The 17,102-nt window shown below is 53.0% G+C and carries 14 protein-coding genes; 1 reads left to right on the top strand and 13 read right to left on the bottom strand.

Translation table 11 applies throughout. The features are described 5' to 3' along the window. The 5 genes from hemB to hemA are packed head-to-tail and all read right to left on the bottom strand — an operon-like array spanning window position 1 to window position 4,958. Window positions 1-978: a porphobilinogen synthase gene (gene hemB / locus NST37_RS08285; RefSeq protein ID WP_003387655.1), complete on the bottom strand. Its 978-nt coding sequence runs from the start codon at window positions 976-978 to the stop codon at window positions 1-3. Next, entirely contained in the window at window positions 962-1,783 is an 822-nt protein-coding gene (locus NST37_RS08280) for a uroporphyrinogen-III synthase (RefSeq protein ID WP_031932350.1), read from the bottom strand. Before NST37_RS08280 ends, hemB begins: the two co-directional genes overlap by 17 nt. Then, window positions 1,780-2,721 carry a hydroxymethylbilane synthase gene (hemC, locus tag NST37_RS08275; protein ID WP_339186564.1) on the bottom strand — a complete coding sequence of 314 codons (942 nt, stop codon included), beginning with the start codon at window positions 2,719-2,721 and terminating at the stop codon, window positions 1,780-1,782. Before hemC ends, NST37_RS08280 begins: the two co-directional genes overlap by 4 nt. Window positions 2,722-2,747: 26 nt before the next feature. Further along, window positions 2,748-3,566 carry a cytochrome c biogenesis protein CcsA gene (gene ccsA / locus NST37_RS08270; protein ID WP_003387660.1) on the bottom strand — a complete coding sequence of 273 codons (819 nt, stop codon included), beginning with the start codon at window positions 3,564-3,566 and terminating at the stop codon, window positions 2,748-2,750. Window positions 3,567-3,596: 30 nt separating this feature from the next. Further along, the gene (hemA, locus tag NST37_RS08265) at window positions 3,597-4,958 is read right to left on the bottom strand and encodes a glutamyl-tRNA reductase (protein ID WP_003387661.1); all 1,362 of its coding nucleotides are present in this window, start codon (window positions 4,956-4,958) and stop codon (window positions 3,597-3,599) included. Window positions 4,959-5,363: 405 nt separating this feature from the next. Here hemA and NST37_RS08260 point away from each other — a divergent pair, with 405 nt between their 5' ends. Then, window positions 5,364-6,305 (top strand): DMT family transporter, encoded by a 942-nt coding sequence (locus tag NST37_RS08260; protein ID WP_024984474.1) that lies wholly within the window; start codon window positions 5,364-5,366, stop codon window positions 6,303-6,305. A gap of 120 nt (window positions 6,306-6,425) precedes the next feature. On the opposite strand, the gene NST37_RS08255 is transcribed toward NST37_RS08260, so the two are convergent. The 8 genes from NST37_RS08255 to NST37_RS08220 all read right to left on the bottom strand — a co-directional run bounded on the left by NST37_RS08255 (window position 6,426) and on the right by NST37_RS08220 (window position 17,092). Further along, window positions 6,426-7,778, bottom strand: coding sequence for a protein O-GlcNAcase (locus NST37_RS08255; protein ID WP_003387663.1), 1,353 nt, complete (start codon window positions 7,776-7,778; stop codon window positions 6,426-6,428). 38 nt (window positions 7,779-7,816) lie between these two features. Then, entirely contained in the window at window positions 7,817-8,482 is a 666-nt protein-coding gene (gene yihA / locus NST37_RS08250; RefSeq protein WP_024984473.1) for a ribosome biogenesis GTP-binding protein YihA/YsxC, read from the bottom strand. Further along, a complete protein-coding gene (lon, locus tag NST37_RS08245; protein ID WP_003387665.1) occupies window positions 8,479-10,818 on the bottom strand; it encodes an endopeptidase La in 2,340 nt (779 codons plus the stop codon). Before lon ends, yihA begins: the two co-directional genes overlap by 4 nt. A 249-nt stretch (window positions 10,819-11,067) precedes the next feature. Continuing rightward, window positions 11,068-12,765, bottom strand: coding sequence for an ATP-dependent protease LonB (gene lonB / locus NST37_RS08240; protein WP_003387666.1), 1,698 nt, complete (start codon window positions 12,763-12,765; stop codon window positions 11,068-11,070). A gap of 285 nt (window positions 12,766-13,050) precedes the next feature. Next, window positions 13,051-14,316: an ATP-dependent protease ATP-binding subunit ClpX gene (clpX, locus tag NST37_RS08235; RefSeq protein ID WP_003387667.1), complete on the bottom strand. Its 1,266-nt coding sequence runs from the start codon at window positions 14,314-14,316 to the stop codon at window positions 13,051-13,053. A gap of 22 nt (window positions 14,317-14,338) precedes the next feature. Further along, complete coding sequence (clpP, locus tag NST37_RS08230) at window positions 14,339-14,920, bottom strand: ATP-dependent Clp endopeptidase proteolytic subunit ClpP (protein ID WP_003387668.1); 582 nt, start codon at window positions 14,918-14,920, stop codon at window positions 14,339-14,341. A 220-nt stretch (window positions 14,921-15,140) separates the two neighbouring features. After that, window positions 15,141-16,433 carry a trigger factor gene (gene tig / locus NST37_RS08225; RefSeq protein ID WP_003387669.1) on the bottom strand — a complete coding sequence of 431 codons (1,293 nt, stop codon included), beginning with the start codon at window positions 16,431-16,433 and terminating at the stop codon, window positions 15,141-15,143. Between the two features lie 134 nt (window positions 16,434-16,567). Continuing rightward, the gene (locus NST37_RS08220) at window positions 16,568-17,092 is read right to left on the bottom strand and encodes a metallophosphoesterase (RefSeq protein WP_003387671.1); all 525 of its coding nucleotides are present in this window, start codon (window positions 17,090-17,092) and stop codon (window positions 16,568-16,570) included. Window positions 17,093-17,102 lie beyond the last annotated feature (10 nt).

Here is a 17,102-nt window from a genome sequence, read left to right as displayed (position 1 = left end):
CTACTCACCTCGCAGCCATTTTGCCACGTCTTTGGCATGATAGGTAATGATCAGATCGGCCCCGGCGCGTTTGAAGCCGAGGAGCGTTTCCATCACGATCTGCTGTTCGTTGATCCAGCCGTTGGCAGAAGCTGCTTTGACCATGGAATACTCTGCGCTGACGTTGTACACCACGAGAGGCAAATCGAAGCTTTCCCGCAGTCTCAGCACCATGTCCATAAAAGCGAGGCCTGGCTTCACCATCAAAAAGTCTGCTCCTTCGGCTACGTCGGAAGCCGCTTCCCGCAGCCCCTCCCGCGCATTGGCCGGGTCCATCTGATAGGTTTTGCGATCACCCGATTTCGGCGTGGAGTGAGCTGCATCGCGGAATGGACCGTAAAAGCTGGAGGCGTATTTGACTGAGTAGGACATGATCGGAACATGAACGAAGCCAGCCTCGTCCAAACCTTCGCGAATCGCTGCGACAAACCCGTCCATCATGTTGGAAGGCGCGATTATATCGGCTCCCGCCTTCGCTTGAGACACAGCTGTGGCTACCAGAAGCTTCAGAGACTCGTCGTTGTCGATCTCTCCCTCGTGCAAAACGCCGCAATGCCCGTGATCGGTATACTGGCACAGGCACGTATCGGCGATCACGACCATATCCGGGTAGGCTTCCTTGATCTGGCGGATCGCCTGCTGTGTGATCGCGTTGTCATTGTAAGCCTCGGAACCACAGGCATCCTTGTGCTCGGGCACCCCGAACATCATCAGCGATTTGATCCCCAGCGAAGCGATTTCGTCCAGCTCTTCGCGCAGCCTGTCGAGAGAAAAGTGATACACGCCAGGCATGGACGGAATCTCTTCTTTTACATTCGTTCCTTCCACCACAAACAGCGGGTAAATCAAATCTTCCAGACGAACATGGTTTTCGCGAACAAGATCGCGCATACCCGCGCTTGTACGCAATCTGCGATGACGATCAAATGAAATGGCCATTTCCATTCCCTCCCCAATATGCTTTCAATGCTTCCAGCAAGCCTTCGACGGTGTACTCGCGGGCGACGACATCTGCCTGCAAGCCGTGCGCTCTTGCCGTATCGGCCGTGATCGGGCCGATGCAGGCAATGGATACGCCCTCCAGCAGTTGTTTCCCCCCATAAGGGGCCATCGCTTCCATAAAATACGAAACGGTCGAAGAGCTCGTAAATGCGATAACGTCAATCAAGCCGTTCCGCAGGCGCTCCGCCGCTTCCGGAGCGTCCTTTGCATCGATCACGGTATGGTACACATCCACCTCCGTGACATCCAGGCCCATGCGGCGCAGCTCCTCCGGCAAGGTTTTGCGGGCAATGTCAGCCCGCGGCAGCAGCACGCGCTCGCCGGGCTGAAGCCGATCTTTCAGACTGGCGAGCATGCCCTCCGCCACATAATCGGAAGGTATCACCTCTGCTTTCAGCCCGTGCAAGGCGAGCTCTGCCGCTGTCTTGGGACCGACCGCAGCGAGGTGCCCCGTCAGCCTGTCGATCCCGATTCCGAGCTGCCGCATCCGATCAAGAAAAAAGCGAACCCCGTTTACGCTGGTAAACATGACCCAGTCAAAGCTGCCGATGCGGGATAAGGCTTCATCCAAACGGCTGCTGTCTTGCGGAGGCACCATTTTCAATAGCGGAAACGCATACGCTTCCCCGCCCAGAGCTTCCAACTGACTGATCAGCTCCCTCGCCTGCCCCCGCGATCTGGTCACCATCATGCGTATGCCGGCAAGCGGCCCCACATGCCCGCCTTCAACCGAGTGAATCATGCCTGGCTCTCCCTTTTCACCTGCTCCAGAACCTCTTGTGCCCCTTCTGCCGCCAGGACGTCAGCCACTTCGCGTCCGAGAGCAAGCGGGTCAACACCCGTAGCCGTCCGCTTGAACACACGCTTGCCATCCGGCGTAGCGACGAGACCGGTCAATGTAATGACAGGCTGCTTGCCACCCGCGTCGGAGACGGTCGCGTAGGCGCCGATCGGCACCTGGCAGCCGCCCTCCAGGCGATGCAAGAAGCTCCGCTCTGCCGTCACGGCAAGACGAGTTTCAGGATGATCAAACTTGCTCAGCAGCGCCAATGTCTCTTCGTCATCAGCTCGGCACTCGATCGCGAGCGCCCCTTGCCCGACGGCAGGAAGGCTGATCTCCACCGGCAAAAATTGGCTGATCGTACCATCCCAGTTCACCCGCTCCAACCCGGCTGCCGCGAGAACGATGGCATCGAAGTTTCCTTCGTTCAGCTTGCGGATGCGCGTATCGATATTGCCGCGCAAGGATTCGATCTGGATGTCGGGCCGGTACGCCAGCAGCTGAGCCGAACGGCGCAAGCTGCTCGTTCCTACCAAAGCCCCATGCGGAAGCTCGTCAAGCGTCTTTCCGTCTTTGGAAAGAAGCACGTCACGAGGATCGACACGTTTCGGAATCGCTCCGATGACCAGCCCCTCCGGCAGCTCGGCCGGCATATCCTTCAGGCTGTGGACGGCCAGATCCGTTTCTTTGTCCAGCAGAGACTGCTCGATCTCTTTTACGAACAGTCCCTTGCCCCCGACCTTGGATAAAGTGACGTCCAGGATGCGATCCCCTTTCGTCACGATTTCGTGAAGCTCAAATGACGCGCTTTGATCAAGCTGTTTCAATTGGTCGACGACCCAGTTCGTCTGCGTGAGCGCCAGCATGCTGCGGCGCGTTCCTACTTTCCATGTTCTCATGGTAGCCTCCTAACATAGCCACTCGATTATAGCCAGTTATGAAATTTCGAAAAATCGGTAGCCAGAAAATTGATCAACACCAGCCCGAAGCTCGCCAGATTAAACAGCGCCAGACTGCGCATTTGCCATGTGTCGCTGTACCGTTTGTAGAGCCCGAACGAGTACACGCCCAGGACGACGAGCGACCATACAACCTTGGCATCCAGCCAAAACTTTTCGGGCAGTACCAGTTTTCCCCAAATGATGCCGACCAAAATGGCCAGCAGCAGCATAGGGACGCCCAGCATGTTCATTCGGTACGCGTACCCCTCCAACACATCCAGACTTGGCAGCCGGCGAAGCATCGGCGTCCAGCGCTTCGCTTTCAGCATGTTGTGCTGCAGCAGATACATGGCCGAGAAAACCATGGAAAGCGAGAAAGCCCCATAGCTGAACATCGCCAGCGTGATGTGAACCAGAAGCAGCTCCGACGTCAATGGACCGGATACGGCGTTCAGCGGCGTCTCAGGCAAGAACATGGACAGAACCAGCACGACAAACCCGATCACATTGGTAAAAAACACCAGCAAATCTATGCGAAAAAAATAGTTGATCACAAGCGATAACGTAACCAGCACCCACGAATAAAAGAACAAAGTCTCAAATAAAGTAATGACGGGGAAGTATGCCTTTTCCGCCATTTGCGAGACAAAAAAAGCAGTTTGCAAGGCCCAAACGACAGCAAGCAACCCGAAAGCCAGTCGATTGACTTTCCGGTTGCTTTGCAAGAAGTCGTTGAAATAGAAGAGAACACTTGCAGCGTAGAGAAAGATCGTCAAATCATAGATCCATCTCGCATCGGCCATGTACTCTCTCCTCTCTTTCCGTATCGGTATCTACTCAGGGATCCGGGATGCGAGCACCTGTTCACGCGCGGAAGTCTGCTTTGCTTTTTCTTTTTCCCAGTTCGCTTCCCGCTCGGCCCGCTCCAGAATCTCTTCGAGTGCAAAAATCGTAGAGAACATGTCCAACACATCGGGGCCATCCTTCTTGGCTGCCAGCTCCTTTAGGCGAACGACCGGATCGTGCAATAACTGATTAATCATTCCTTTGGTCGTCTTGCGGATGATGTGCAGCTCTTTTTCTGTCAGGCCGCTTAGCTTGTTCTCCATCTTGCGCATGCCTTCGCTGTGAATATCAAACGCTTTTTCACGCAAGGCTGCAATCAGAGGAGAAACGCCCAATGTCTGGTACCAGGTCGTAAAGGCGACAATCTCCTCGGCAATCATGCCTTCCAGTCGTTCCGCTTCTCTGGAACGCTCTTCCAGGTTGCTGGCGACAATGCCTTCGAGATCGTCGATGTCGTACAGGTATACGTTGTCGAGATCGTGCAGGCTCGGGTCCAGATCCCGCGGTACCGCAATGTCGATCATAAACAGCGGGCGATGCCTGCGCTGCTTCATGATCGGCTGCAGCTGCTCCTTGGTGATGACGTATCCCGTCGCCCCCGTCGAGCTGATGACGATGTCTGCTGTGAGCAGTGCCGATGACAACTGCTCCATCGTACAGGCGTCCCCTTGGAATTTCTCGGCAAGCAGCTGTGCCCGCTCCAGTGTCCGGTTGGCTACACGAACATGTCCCGAACCATTGGCATGCAGATGTTTGGCAGTCAGCTCGCTCATTTTTCCCGCTCCGACGATCAGCACTTCTTTGCCGGAAAACGATCCGAAAATCTTTTTCCCCAGCTCGATCGCCGCGTAGCTGACAGACACAGCATTCTGTCCGATGGCCGTCTCTGTATGCGCCCTTTTCGCAAAGGTGATCGCCTGCTTAAACAGCATATTGAATACGGTTCCGGTCGTCTCCTGCTGCTGCGCTTGTGTAAAAGCATCGCGCACTTGACCGAGTATCTGCGTTTCTCCCACCACCATCGAATCCATGCCGCAGGAGACGCGGAACAGGTGCTCGATGGCTTGTTCGTTCCCTTTTATATAGAGATGTTCCTTAAAAGATTCCTTGCTCACACCAAACCATTCCGCCAAAAATCGAAGCGTGTAATCGCGACCGACGTTCAACTGATCGCAAACCACGTAAATTTCCGTGCGGTTGCAAGTCCCGAGGATCACGCATTCCGCGATGCTCTTCGTCTGGGAGAGGAGATAAAGAGCCCGAGACGTGCCGTCGTCGCTGAAAGTAAACTTCTCGCGAATTTCGACAGGTGCCGTTTTGTAGTTAAGACCCAGCAAAAGAATATCCATAGCGTCCTCCCGGTCATACATGCCAGTCAATTCTCTAATAAATGCACTATCATTATATCATTATGTCCTGAACGGGTCAGTTGTAATTGTGAAAAGTTTATTAACGGCCGACACTTTGGCGACAGAGCGCGCGATATTCGTCGAAAGGCAGCCCCATACGAAACCGTTTTGCAATCCGCTTCAGGGTGTTCGGTAAGCTTCTGACGACAATGTCCCTTCTCTATCCCCATCCTCTAACCGGATAAGCCAAGTCCGGGTTTTCTTTATTTTCAGACACCTTGTCAAAAAGGCAAGGCACAGGCAAAGTTTTTCCCTTGCTTTCCCGCTTTCTATCCCTTATCATGCTTGCAAGATCATTTGAACGTTTTGAATCATCTGATGATGGTGGAAGGAGAGAAGATGCCTTTGAAAAAACCGTGGATGGCGGATGTGACCCTGTTTTTGATCGCATTTGTCTGGGGAGCGACGTTTCTCGTCGTCCAACAAGCGATCTCAGCGCTGCCGCCGAACGCTTTCAATGCCATTCGCTTTACGATCGCCGCCCTGTTCCTGCTCGTGATACAACTCCTGTTCTTTCGCAGCCAGTGGAGGGCATGGAGCGGCGCCTTGCTCAAAGCCGGCTGTATCATCGGGTTTTGGCTTTGCCTCGGGTATGGGCTGCAAACAGTAGGGCTGTTGTATACAACGCCGTCCAAAGCCGGATTTATCACCGGCCTGTCCGTTGTGCTGGTCCCTCTTTTCGCTTTTCTGATCCTGCGCAGCCGCATCAAACCCGCGGCAATCGTCGGCGTCTTGCTGGCCGCGATTGGTCTGTATTTATTGACCCTGAACCAGACGCTCAGCTTCAACATCGGGGACCTCCTTGTATTTGGATGCGCGATCTGCTTTGCGCTGCAAATCGTCGTCACCGGCAAGTACGCGCCGCAATTTTCGGCTTTGCCGCTCGCCATCGTGCAGCTGGCAACAGTAGCGGTTCTCAGTTGGGTCTATACCTTCTTGTTTGAAGACTGGAGCAGGGCATTTAATCTGGAGATTCTTTTGATTCCGGAAGTCGCACGAGGACTGCTCATCACCTCGATATTTGCGACTGCGCTTGCCTTTCTCGCACAGACGGCTCTGCAAAAGCAGACCAGTTCTACCCGTGTCGCACTCATTTTTGCTCTCGAACCCGTATTTGCCGCCCTTACCTCTTATCTGTGGATCAATGAGGTGCTTACCGGTCGTCAAATCCTGGGGGGCTTGCTCATTTTCTTCGGAATGATCCTGGCTGAGCTTCCGATTGGCCAATGGCTAAAACTATCGCGAAGCCGACGCGAGAGCGAGGAAGAAAACAGAAGTTCGGCTTGAGAAAGTTCGGAAAGCGTGAGATCGGCATTTGATGATTGGAACGAAGACTGAAACGAACTATCGAACAAAAAAAGGAGCGGGTCTGTCTCGTACGTACGAGAGCCCCGCTCCTTTTCATTTCTATGTCGCCTTTTTTACTTCCTGCAATAGCGCTTCGACAAAGATGGGCATCACCTGACCGCAAACCTTTTGCGGCAGTCTTTCGGTCCGCTTCAGCCATCTTTTCAGGCGGAGCAAATGATAGGCCGCTTGTGGCACCCTGCCACTGCTGCCAGCATCGATCAAGGCAATTGCCGTCTGTCCTACCTTGGCCCAGTGCCAATACTTTTCGACCCATGGGCGTATTTCTGCAGACAGCTTCTGATTCTGCATACCCGTCAGCAGATGATTGGCTGTTTCCTCCATCTCGGCGAACAATCGCCTGAGCTCCTCGGTACCCTGCCTTTTGTCTCCATACAGAAAATGGAAACGAAACTGCATAAATGTCTCCATCAGAGCTGGGGACTCTGTTTCGTTCAAAAATGAGCTTTGCACATTGTCGGCAAAACGGAGAAAAGCTTCCGCATCGTCGGCTCCAGCCACTTCCTCCACTGCCCGCCTCCACGACTGAACGGGATCGTAGCCCTCCGGGTCGTTCAAGTAATCCGCTACCGTGATCAGCGGTATCTTGGAGCTCTCCGCCCACTCCATCGCATTCGCCACATAGCCTGCGGAAAGCCGGCCCAAACCCGGATCTCTGTGCCGCAACGGACCGATATGGAGCTCGTTTGCCATTGCAAGGTCATTTACAGGGTAGTTGTCCCAGTACAACGGGCGATGTCCTGTGTATTCCCGGAAGCGGACAGCGTCCCCTTCTGTAAGAAAAGGGGAACAGACGAATCTTCCTGTCCAAAACAGATCGATCTCATCAGGCAAGAGCTGCCCCAGTGTCGTAATGTATGGTTCATTTCCCATGCCGGAATACTGCGTCGGACACAGCACCAATTTGACAGGCTCCGGCCAGCTTGCCATCTGCTTGTACAGCTGCAACGCCGTTTCCGCATGAGCCTCCGCCAATGTGCCAAACTTCCTCGTATCCACTTCATGCAAGAGAGCCAGCGGAATATCGTCAAACTGGAGAGCGAAGTGCCTGACTCCCCTCTTGTACATAAACCGGTATTTATCCAGCAGTTGATCGGCATGAGCGCGGTTCGCGTACTCCATGTTCAAGCCGGGACTCAAACAGTAATAGAATGACAGCTTCGCCTTATGTGCTGCAGCGATGAGTTGATCGATTTGCTCCCGTTCAACTGGAGGATGGTACTCCTGCCACCTCTCACGGAGAAACGGATCGTCCTTGGGAGCGTAAAAGTACGCATTAAACTGATGCTTGCCTAAAAAATCAATCATGTCCAAGCGCTCTTCATGGGTCCATGGCTTGCCATAGAACCCTTCGATGACACCCCGTATGGGAAAGCGTTCGTGACACGTCACAAAATGGCCTCCTCTCCCGTCCGGCGTATACCAGCTTGCTATTGCGCCTTGCCTTCTGCCTGTTCGGCAGAGGAGGGAACCTTCTCTTCTTTCGCCTGTTCTCGCTTGGCCTCTTCGTATTCATAGAGGCGCCGCTTGATCTCAGACCATAATTCGTCCCGTCCTTGTCCCGTCTCGGACGAGAAAATGAGGATCGTATCGTCTCCGCGCATATTCAGATGCTGGCGGATCACTTTTGTATGCTGCAGCCAGCGGCCACGGGCAATTTTATCTCCCTTGGTGGCGACGACAACGGTCGGAATGCCGATCTCCTTGCACCATTCATACATGGCGATATCGTCCTTGCTTGGCGCATGGCGAATATCGACCAGCTGGATGATGAACCGCAGCTCCTTCCGCTGCTTCAGATACGTCTCGATCATTTTTCCCCATTGGCCTTTGATCGATTTGGCTACTTTGGCATAGCCGTAGCCGGGAAAATCGACAAAGTAAAGCTGCTTGTTGACTTGAAAATAGTTAAGGGTTTGCGTTTTACCCGGTTTTTGACTGGTTCTGGCAAGCCCTTTGCGATTCATCATTTTGTTCAGCAGCGAGGATTTGCCGACATTGGATCGACCTACCAGAGCAATCTCCGGTAGGCCGTCAGTCGGATATTGATTGGGGCCGACAGCGCTGGTGATAAATTCGGCAGAGGTAATCTTCATTCGTGATCACCAACCGTCTTTTTAACGAGCGCGTGGCGAAGCACTTCATCCAGGTGCTCGACAGGGATAAACTTCAAATCCTTCCGTACGCTCTCTGGAATATCGTCAATGTCTTTTTCGTTTTCTTTTGGCAAAATGACAGTCGTCAAACCTGCGCGATGTGCAGAAAGCGACTTTTCCTTCAGCCCGCCGATGGGCAGGACGCGGCCACGCAGTGTGATCTCCCCGGTCATCCCTACCTCTTTCCGAACCGGAATCCCGGTCAGAGCCGATACAAGAGCAGTGGCCATCGTAATGCCTGCGGAAGGACCATCCTTTGGTATCGCACCCTCGGGAACGTGGATATGAATGTCGTTCTTTTCATGGAAATCGGGGTCGACGTTCCACTCGGCAGCCCGCGAGCGAATATAGCTGAATGCAGCCTGAGCGGACTCCTTCATGACATCCCCCAATTGGCCTGTCAAAGTAAGCTTCCCTTTTCCAGGCAAGACCGTTACTTCAACATTCAGCGTGTCGCCGCCCGCTTCGGTCCAAGCGAGACCCGTAACCGAGCCAACCTGATCCTCTTTTTCAGCAAGTCCATAGCGATAGCGCGGCTTGCCGAGAAGACTTTCCACTGTCTTCGCCGTTACGACCACACGCTTCTTGTCGCCGGCAACGATCAGTTTGGCTGCCTTTCGACACACATTGGCCGCCTCGCGATTCAGATTCCGCACACCGGCTTCACGGGTATACTGACGAATGATCTTTAGCATTGCTTCTTCCTGCACTTGCAATTTATCCTTGCCAAGACCGTGGTCCTGCATTTGTTTCGGCAACAGATAGCCGCGCATGATATTCAGCTTCTCCAGCTCGGTATAGCCGGAAATGGAGATGACCTCCATGCGGTCCAGGAGCGGTCGGGGAATTGTATGCAGGCTGTTGGCCGTTGTGATAAACATGACATTGGTCAAATCGTACGTCTCTTCGATGTAGTGGTCGCTAAACTTGTCGTTCTGATTCGGGTCCAGCACTTCCAGCAGAGCGGAAGCAGGATCGCCGCGGAAATCGGAAGCGAGCTTGTCGATCTCATCGAGAAGGAACACCGGATTGACTGTGCCAGCCTGTTTCATTCCCTGGATAATCCGGCCTGGCAGGGCACCTACATAGGTCCGGCGATGGCCGCGAATTTCCGCTTCGTCACGCACGCCGCCCAGGGAGATCCGCACGAATTCCCGCTCCAGCGCACGGGCGATGGAACGAGCCAATGAGGTTTTCCCTACCCCCGGAGGTCCGACCAGACACAGAATCGGGCCACGCATGGAATTGACCAGCTTCTGAACGGCCAGATACTCCAGTACCCGTTCCTTTGGCTTTTCCAGACCGTAATGATCCTCGTTCAAAATGTCTTCCGCATGCTTGATGTCCAGATTGTCTACCGTTTTTCTCGTCCAAGGGAGCGCCAGCAGCGTATCGATGTACGTGCGAATGACGGACCCTTCTGCGGAGGTCGACGGCATTTTTTCCAGACGTTCCAGCTCTTTTTCGATTTTGTTCTTGATCCGTTCAGGAGCGTCCGATTTGTCCAACTGGGCACGCAGCTCGTCTACTTCTCCCTGCCGTCCGTCGCGGTCGCCGAGCTCCTTTTGGATCGCTTTCATTTGCTCGCGCAAGTAGTATTCCTTTTGCGTCCGCTCCATCTGTTTCTTGACGCGGCCGCTGATCTTGCGCTCCAGCTCCAAAACCTCTCGCTCGTTGTTTAAGATGTCGAGGAGAATGTTCAGGCGCTCCTTGATGTTGGTCGTCTCCAGAATTTCCTGCTTGTCGCGCATTTTCAGCGGCAGGTGGGAGGCGATGACATCCGCCAGACGACCTGGTTCTTCAATATCTGTAACCGAGCTGAGCGTCTCTGGAGATACCTTCTTGGAAAGCTTGATGAACTGCTCAAAGTGGTTGAGTACGGCGCGCATCAGCGCTTCCACTTCGTTTTCGTCTCCGCTTTCCTCCTCCAGATACGTAATGGTTACCTGAAAGAAATCTTCCTGGCGAACATACTCTTCAATTTTGGCCCGTTGCAATCCCTCGACCAACACCCGGATGGTCCCGTTTGGGAGCTTCAGCATCTGTTTGACGCGGGCTACGGTGCCGACATTGTAAATTTGTTCGGCCTCAGGTTCTTCTATATGGACTTCCTCCTGCGTTGCAAGCAAAATCTTGTTGTCATCCACCATGGCCTGCTCCAGTGCACGGACAGACTTTTCCCGTCCGACATCCAGATGCAGCACCATCGATGGATACACAAGCAGCCCACGCAGCGGGAGGAGCGGAATCTCTCGTTTACCGGAACGATCGCCCAATCTTATGCACCTCTCCTTGATCTGAACAGTCTCTTGCAGTTTTTGTGTGAAAAAGCGGGTTAACCATGCTTGCCCAAAATGAAAGACTTGGTCGGACCGCCTTTTTTATACAAGCAAAAACGGCTCCTGAACAGCCGTTTTTGGTCACCAAGACACGCTGCTTTCTCCCTTCTTTTGGAGAAAGTCGAAGCTTCTTACCATTGTAGCGCAAACACATTCCGATGTCTAATTTCAAGGTGCGATCCTTCTTTACAAGGAGAGTGGCGAGGACGCCAGGTCTTCTGCAGGCAGCTGCAGCGTAAATCCGGCACTTTCAACCTCCGGCTCGGCATGATCCTTAAAGGCCAGCTCCAAAACCTGCTGCACAGTTGAAACAGGAATGACTTCGATCCCCTTCATGTCGGAAAACAGGCTTTGCCAGTTCTCTTCCGGGATAAACACACGCGTCGCTCCTGCTGCGCGGGCAGCCTCCACCTTGGCCACTACTCCGCCGACAGGCTTCACCTTTCCGTGAATGCTGACTTCCCCCGTCATCGCCAGCAGATTATCTACCGGAATTTCCTTGATCGCAGAATAGATGGCTGTCGTAATCGCGATACCAGCAGATGGCCCATCTACAGGCACTCCGCCAGGGAAGTTGATGTGGAGATCGTAATTGTAAGGGTGGATGCCCAAGCGGTGCAGCACTGTCAGAACGTTGTCGATCGAACCCTTGGCCATGGACTTGCGCCTGATCGTTCTGCTTCTGCCGCCGATTTCCTCCTCTTCGGCGAGGCCGGTCGTCGTGATGCGTCCGTTTCCTGCGATCGCTGCACGTGTCGCAGTTACTTCCAGTTCCATTACGCTGCCCATATTCGGTCCGTAGACGGCCAGACCGTTGACCAAACCGACCTGCGGAGTGGAGTGTACCTGCTTTTCCTGTCTCGGCGACTTTTGACTGCTATGAACGACCCATTCGACATCGGAGGACTGTATAACTTTTCTCTCCTCCGTCAAGGCAATCCCTGCGGCGATCTGCACCGTATTGATCGCTTCCCGTCCATTGGTCGCGTACCGCTCAATCACATGTACAGCGGCATCCTCCATCGTCATGTCCATTTTCGAAACAGCCGTACGAACGATGCTGCCGATCTCGGCCGGTTTGAGCGGACGGAAAAAGATTTCCAGACAGCGGGAACGAAGAGCGGCAGGCAATTCCTCCGGCATCCTCGTCGTTGCTCCGACCAGGCGAAAATCAGCCGGGAGCCCGTACTTGAATACTTCGTGTATATGCGAAGGAATCTGCGTGTTTTCTTCGCTGTAGTAGGCACTCTCCAGCATGACTTTTCGGTCTTCCAATACTTTCAGCAGCTTATTCATCTGAACGGGGTGAAGCTCCCCGATCTCATCCAAAAACAGTATGCCTCCATGCGCTTTGGTCACGGCTCCGGGCTTTGGCTGCGGCACCCCGGCTTGGCCCAAGGCACCCGCCCCCTGGTAAATGGGATCGTGGACAGAGCCGATCAACGGGTCGGCGATGCCTCTCTCATCAAAACGGGCAATCGTGGCGTCTATTTCGACAAATTTGGCTTCCGAATTGAAAGGCGACATCTTGTTTTTCTTCGCTTCTTCCAATACTACCCGCGCAGCAGCCGTCTTCCCAACGCCCGGGGGTCCGTAAATGATCACATGCTGCGGATTGGGACCGCACAGAGCTGCGCGCAGCGCTCTCAGGCCGTCCTCCTGCCCGACAATTTCTTCCATAGCAGCAGGCCGTGTTTTTTCTGACAGCGGCTCGGTCAAGGCAATCATGCGCATCCGGCGCAACTGATCCAGATCTTTGCGCGATTCCTTTTCGGTTGAGGTCTTGTTGGCCCGCTGGGTTCGCAGCAAATTCCAAAAGTAGGTTCCTATGATAATCCCGACAATCACTTCAATGCAGGCAATGACTAGTGTCGTATAGTTCATCCGCAGTCCCTCCCATGCTCACTGGCAACTATTTAGCAGGCTGTCCGTACTCGTCGGCGTTACTATCCCAGAACGGCCTTTCGTTCGCGTCTCTTGAACTATAATGAGTAGTATTGCCTCGCAGTGCGGGACATAAACTCAAAAACGAGCAGGTCCCGTCTATTGCCGTGATGCAGAAAGCCGGATTGGAGATTAGATCTGGACTTGGCCGTGAAAAAGAAAAAAGTCCGTCCCCGACGAAAAAAACCACCTCGGGTTGAGGTGGTTTCTGCGCATTAGTATGAATCAGGCGCTCTCGTGCTTTCGCTCCTGGCCTTCCTTTGTCAAAAGCTGGGGCTTCACTTTATCGCGAACCGTTTCTTCCGTGATGACGCATTTGCTCACGTCTTCACGAGACGGCAGCTCGTACATCATATCCAGCATGATCTGCTCGATGATGGCACGAAGTCCGCGCGCACCCGTATTGCGCTTGATCGCTTCCTTGGCGATCTGGCTCAATGCCCCTGCATCGAACTCCAGCTCGACGTTATCAAGGCTCATCAGCTTCTGGAACTGTTTGACCAACGCATTTTTCGGCTCGGTGAGAATTTTCACCAGCGTCTCTTCATCCAGCGGTTCGAGCGTGGCAAGAACCGGCAGACGGCCGACGAATTCCGGGATCAAGCCAAACTTCAACAAATCCTCCGGCAAGACGTACTTCAGGTACTCGCCTTGCTTGAGGTCGCCTTTTACGCCTTCGTTCATATCTGTGCCAAAGCCGATTACTTTTTTGCCCAGACGGCGCTTGATAATCTGTTCAACACCGTCAAACGCACCGCCGCAGATGAACAGGATATTGGAGGTATCGATCTGGATGAACTCTTGATGCGGATGCTTGCGGCCGCCTTGTGGCGGAACACTTGCAACCGTTCCTTCCAGAATCTTCAGCAGGGCCTGCTGTACACCTTCACCGGATACGTCGCGGGTAATCGACGGATTTTCCGATTTGCGTGCGACTTTATCGATCTCATCAATGTAGATTATGCCTTTTTCGGCCTTTTCCACATCGTAATCTGCCGCCTGAATCAGTTTCAGAAGAATGTTTTCCACATCTTCGCCCACATAACCCGCTTCGGTCAGCGATGTCGCATCAGCGATGGCAAACGGAACATTTAAAATCCGCGCCAGTGTTTGGGCCAGCAGCGTTTTACCGCTGCCCGTCGGTCCGATCAGCAGGATGTTGGATTTTTGCAGCTCCACATCCTCGATCTTGGCACCGGAATTGATCCGTTTATAGTGGTTGTAAACCGCAACCGAGAGAGATTTTTTCGCCATGTCCTGCCCGATCACATAATCGTCGAGGATGTTGCGAATTTCCATCGGCTTCGGAATTTCTTTCATGTCGATTTCTTCTTCGGTACCCAGCTCTTCCTGAACGATTTCATTGCACAGCTCGATGCACTCATCACAAATGTAAACGCCAGGTCCAGCAACGAGCTTCCTTACCTGCTCCTGGGATTTTCCGCAGAACGAGCATTTCAGCTGTCCTTTATCATCATTAAACTTAAACATGCGCGTATCACCTCACACCGGGTCAGTTTTTCCGTTCAATAATGGCATCGATCAATCCGTAGGCTTTGGCTTCCTCTGCGCTCATAAAGTTGTCACGATCGCTATCTTTTTCCACGCGCTCATAAGGCTGACCGGACCGGTCCGCCAAAATCTGGGTCAGCTGCTTCTTTGTTTTCAAAATCCATTCGGTATGAATCCGAATGTCCTCTGCTTGACCGCGGACTCCGCCCAGTGGCTGGTGAATCATCACTTCACTGTTGGGCAGGGCGAAGCGTTTTCCCTTTGCGCCGGCTGTCAGAAGCACGGCTCCCATGCTTGCAGCCATACCGACGCAAATAGTGGAGACATCGGGCTTGATAAATTGCATCGTGTCGTAAATGGCAAGTCCCGCAGTCACGGAACCGCCTGGAGAGTTTATGTAGAGACTGATGTCTTTTTCCGGATCCTCTGCTTGCAAGAAAAGCAATTGTGCGACTACGACATTGGCCACTTCATCGTCAATTTCACTGCCGAGAAAAATAATCCGGTCCTTCAGGAGCCGCGAATAAATATCGTATGCGCGTTCTCCCCGATTGGTCTGTTCGATTACCATTGGAATTAACATATGTATTTCCTCCTCTGTCAGCAAAAGAGGTATTGCAGCTTACCCTGGCGGTTTTTTGGCCGCCGGCCGGCTGCAGATGAAGCATTTCCCGCTTGTACGGCGGGACGGATACAAAAAAGAAACGCGATGGTGAAAAACAAGGCACGAGGGTATCGTGCCTTGGTATCGAAGGTTCGGGAACGAAAATTCGCCCCCGAACGATCATGCGGTCTTCCTAAGATTATGCACTAACTTTGCTTTCTGCAACCAGGAAATCGACTGTTTTGCGAGTTTGCACATCACGGTACAGTGCAGCCAGTCCGTCTTGCGCAGTGAAAATTTTGCGAAGCTCGTCAGCTGGACGGCCGTAAACGCCAGACAGTTTTTCCAACTCAGCAGTTACATCCTCTTCACTGACTTCGATGTTTTCTGCTTTTCCGATTGCTTCCAGCACCAGAGAAGTGCGAACACGGGAAGTAGCGTCAGCGCGCAGTTGATCACGCAGTTGGCTTTCATCCATGCCGGAGAATTGGTAGTACAGATCCAGAGTCAGACCTTGGAATTGCAGGCGTTGTCCGAACTCATTGACCATTTGATCCAGTTCGTGTTCGATCATGACTTCTGGAATATCGATTTCAGCGTTTTCAGCCGCTTTCAGAACGAGCTGCTCGCGCACGTATTGTTCCTTGTCCTGTGCAGCTTTCTCTTCCAGCTTTTTCTTGGAGTCTGCTTTCAGTTCGTCCAATGTATCGAACTCGCTTACGTCCTTGGCAAACTCGTCGTCCAATGCCGGCAGGTTTTTGCGCTTCAGGCTGTTCAGCTTCACTTTGAAAACAGCTTCTTTGCCAGCCAGGTTCGGAGAGTGGTACTCTTCCGGAAATGTTACGGTGATCTCTTTTTCCTCGCCGATGTTCATGCCGACAACCTGCTCTTCAAAACCAGCGATGAACGTTCCGGAACCGAGCTCCAGAGAATAGTCTTCCGCTTTGCCGCCTTCAAATGCCACTCCATCCTGGAAGCCTTCGAAGTCGATCATTACGACATCGCCGTTTTGAGCTTGGCCTTCTTCTACAGCAACCAGCTCGGCGTGACGCTCTTGCATGCGCTTCAGTTCAGCGTCTACATCCTCGTCAGTTACCGCGAACTCTTTCGGCTCGATGGTCAGGTTTTTGTATTCGCCCAGTTTTACTTCCGGCTTAACAGTAACTGTCGCCTTGAAGATCAGGCTTTTGCCTTTTTCCATTTGTTCTACGTCTACTTCCGGACGGTCCACAGGCTCGATGCCCGTTTCGCGAACAGCTTGTCCGTAAGCGGTTGGAAGAATGATATCAAGCGCATCCTGATAGAGAGATTCCACGCCAAAACGCGCTTCGAACATTTTGCGCGGTACTTTTCCCTTGCGGAAGCCTGGTACATTAACCTTTTTTGAAACTTTTTTGAACGCCTGGTCAAGTGCTGCATCTACTTGCGTAGCGTCTACTTCTACCGTCAGGACTCCCTGGTTATTCTCTAACTTTTCCCATTTTGCTGCCACGTAAACTTCCCCTCCTAGATTGATTCAAGAGAAACACGCCTGTCGGGTCTGGCAAGGACCGTGATGACAGGGCGGTGCAATTCTAGCCATTATAACCATTCAAGTATAGCACATATTCTCCATTTTTCAAGAAGTCAGCTCCGCAGGGAAAAAGTTCCCCCCAGCTTCGGAGCTACCTTGCCCTTGTGGTCGTAGTAGGTTACCTGAACGACCACGGCCGACTCTTTTTGCTCGACTTTTTTCAAAATCGCATACGTCGGGACATCATACCCCCGCGGAAGCTGCAGGCTCCCCGGATTCAAAAAAAGGATGTCGCGCTCAACTGCGCATCCCGGCACGTGGGAATGACCGAACAGCACTACGTTCGCCCCTGTTTCCTCTGCTCGGTAATGAAGGCGCAGCAGCGAGCTTTTCACGCCAAACAGATGTCCATGTGTCTGGAGGATCGTAAGTCCCTTCCAGGAGGTCTTCCTCTCTGTCGGCACGTCCGAAGGGAAATCGCAATTTCCCTTGACCAGCTTCATGCCCGAAAACGGCTCGCGCTGATGGTCGACGCAGTAATCGCCGCAGTGAAAGACCATCTCCGCCTTGTGTCTTTCGACTACTTCCTTTACTTCACGGACCAGTCCATGGGTATCGCTCAGGATGAGAATGCTCACTTTTCCTCAC

The sequence above is a fragment of the Brevibacillus sp. FSL K6-6036 genome, from assembly GCF_037964015.1.
In the GTDB taxonomy this organism is placed as follows: Bacteria; Bacillota; Bacilli; order Brevibacillales; family Brevibacillaceae; genus Brevibacillus; species Brevibacillus borstelensis.
The sequence above is the reverse complement of the archived record's forward strand: the minus strand, read 5'-3'. Positions and strand labels throughout refer to the sequence as shown.

What these genes read in the sequence shown, in the direction of transcription:
- clpX (WP_003387667.1), bottom strand. Translation starts at nt 14,316, where the DNA reads ATGTTTAAGTTTAATGATGATAAAGGACAGCTGAAATGCTCGTTCTGC.
- hemB (WP_003387655.1), bottom strand. Translation starts at nt 978, where the DNA reads ATGGCCATTTCATTTGATCGTCATCGCAGATTGCGTACAAGCGCGGGT.
- clpP (WP_003387668.1), bottom strand. Translation starts at nt 14,920, where the DNA reads ATGTTAATTCCAATGGTAATCGAACAGACCAATCGGGGAGAACGCGCA.
- ccsA (WP_003387660.1), bottom strand. Translation starts at nt 3,566, where the DNA reads ATGGCCGATGCGAGATGGATCTATGATTTGACGATCTTTCTCTACGCT.
- lonB (WP_003387666.1), bottom strand. Translation starts at nt 12,765, where the DNA reads ATGAACTATACGACACTAGTCATTGCCTGCATTGAAGTGATTGTCGGG.
- NST37_RS08280 (WP_031932350.1), bottom strand. Translation starts at nt 1,783, where the DNA reads ATGATTCACTCGGTTGAAGGCGGGCATGTGGGGCCGCTTGCCGGCATA.
- hemC (WP_339186564.1), bottom strand. Translation starts at nt 2,721, where the DNA reads ATGAGAACATGGAAAGTAGGAACGCGCCGCAGCATGCTGGCGCTCACG.
- yihA (WP_024984473.1), bottom strand. Translation starts at nt 8,482, where the DNA reads ATGAAGATTACCTCTGCCGAATTTATCACCAGCGCTGTCGGCCCCAAT.
- hemA (WP_003387661.1), bottom strand. Translation starts at nt 4,958, where the DNA reads ATGGATATTCTTTTGCTGGGTCTTAACTACAAAACGGCACCTGTCGAA.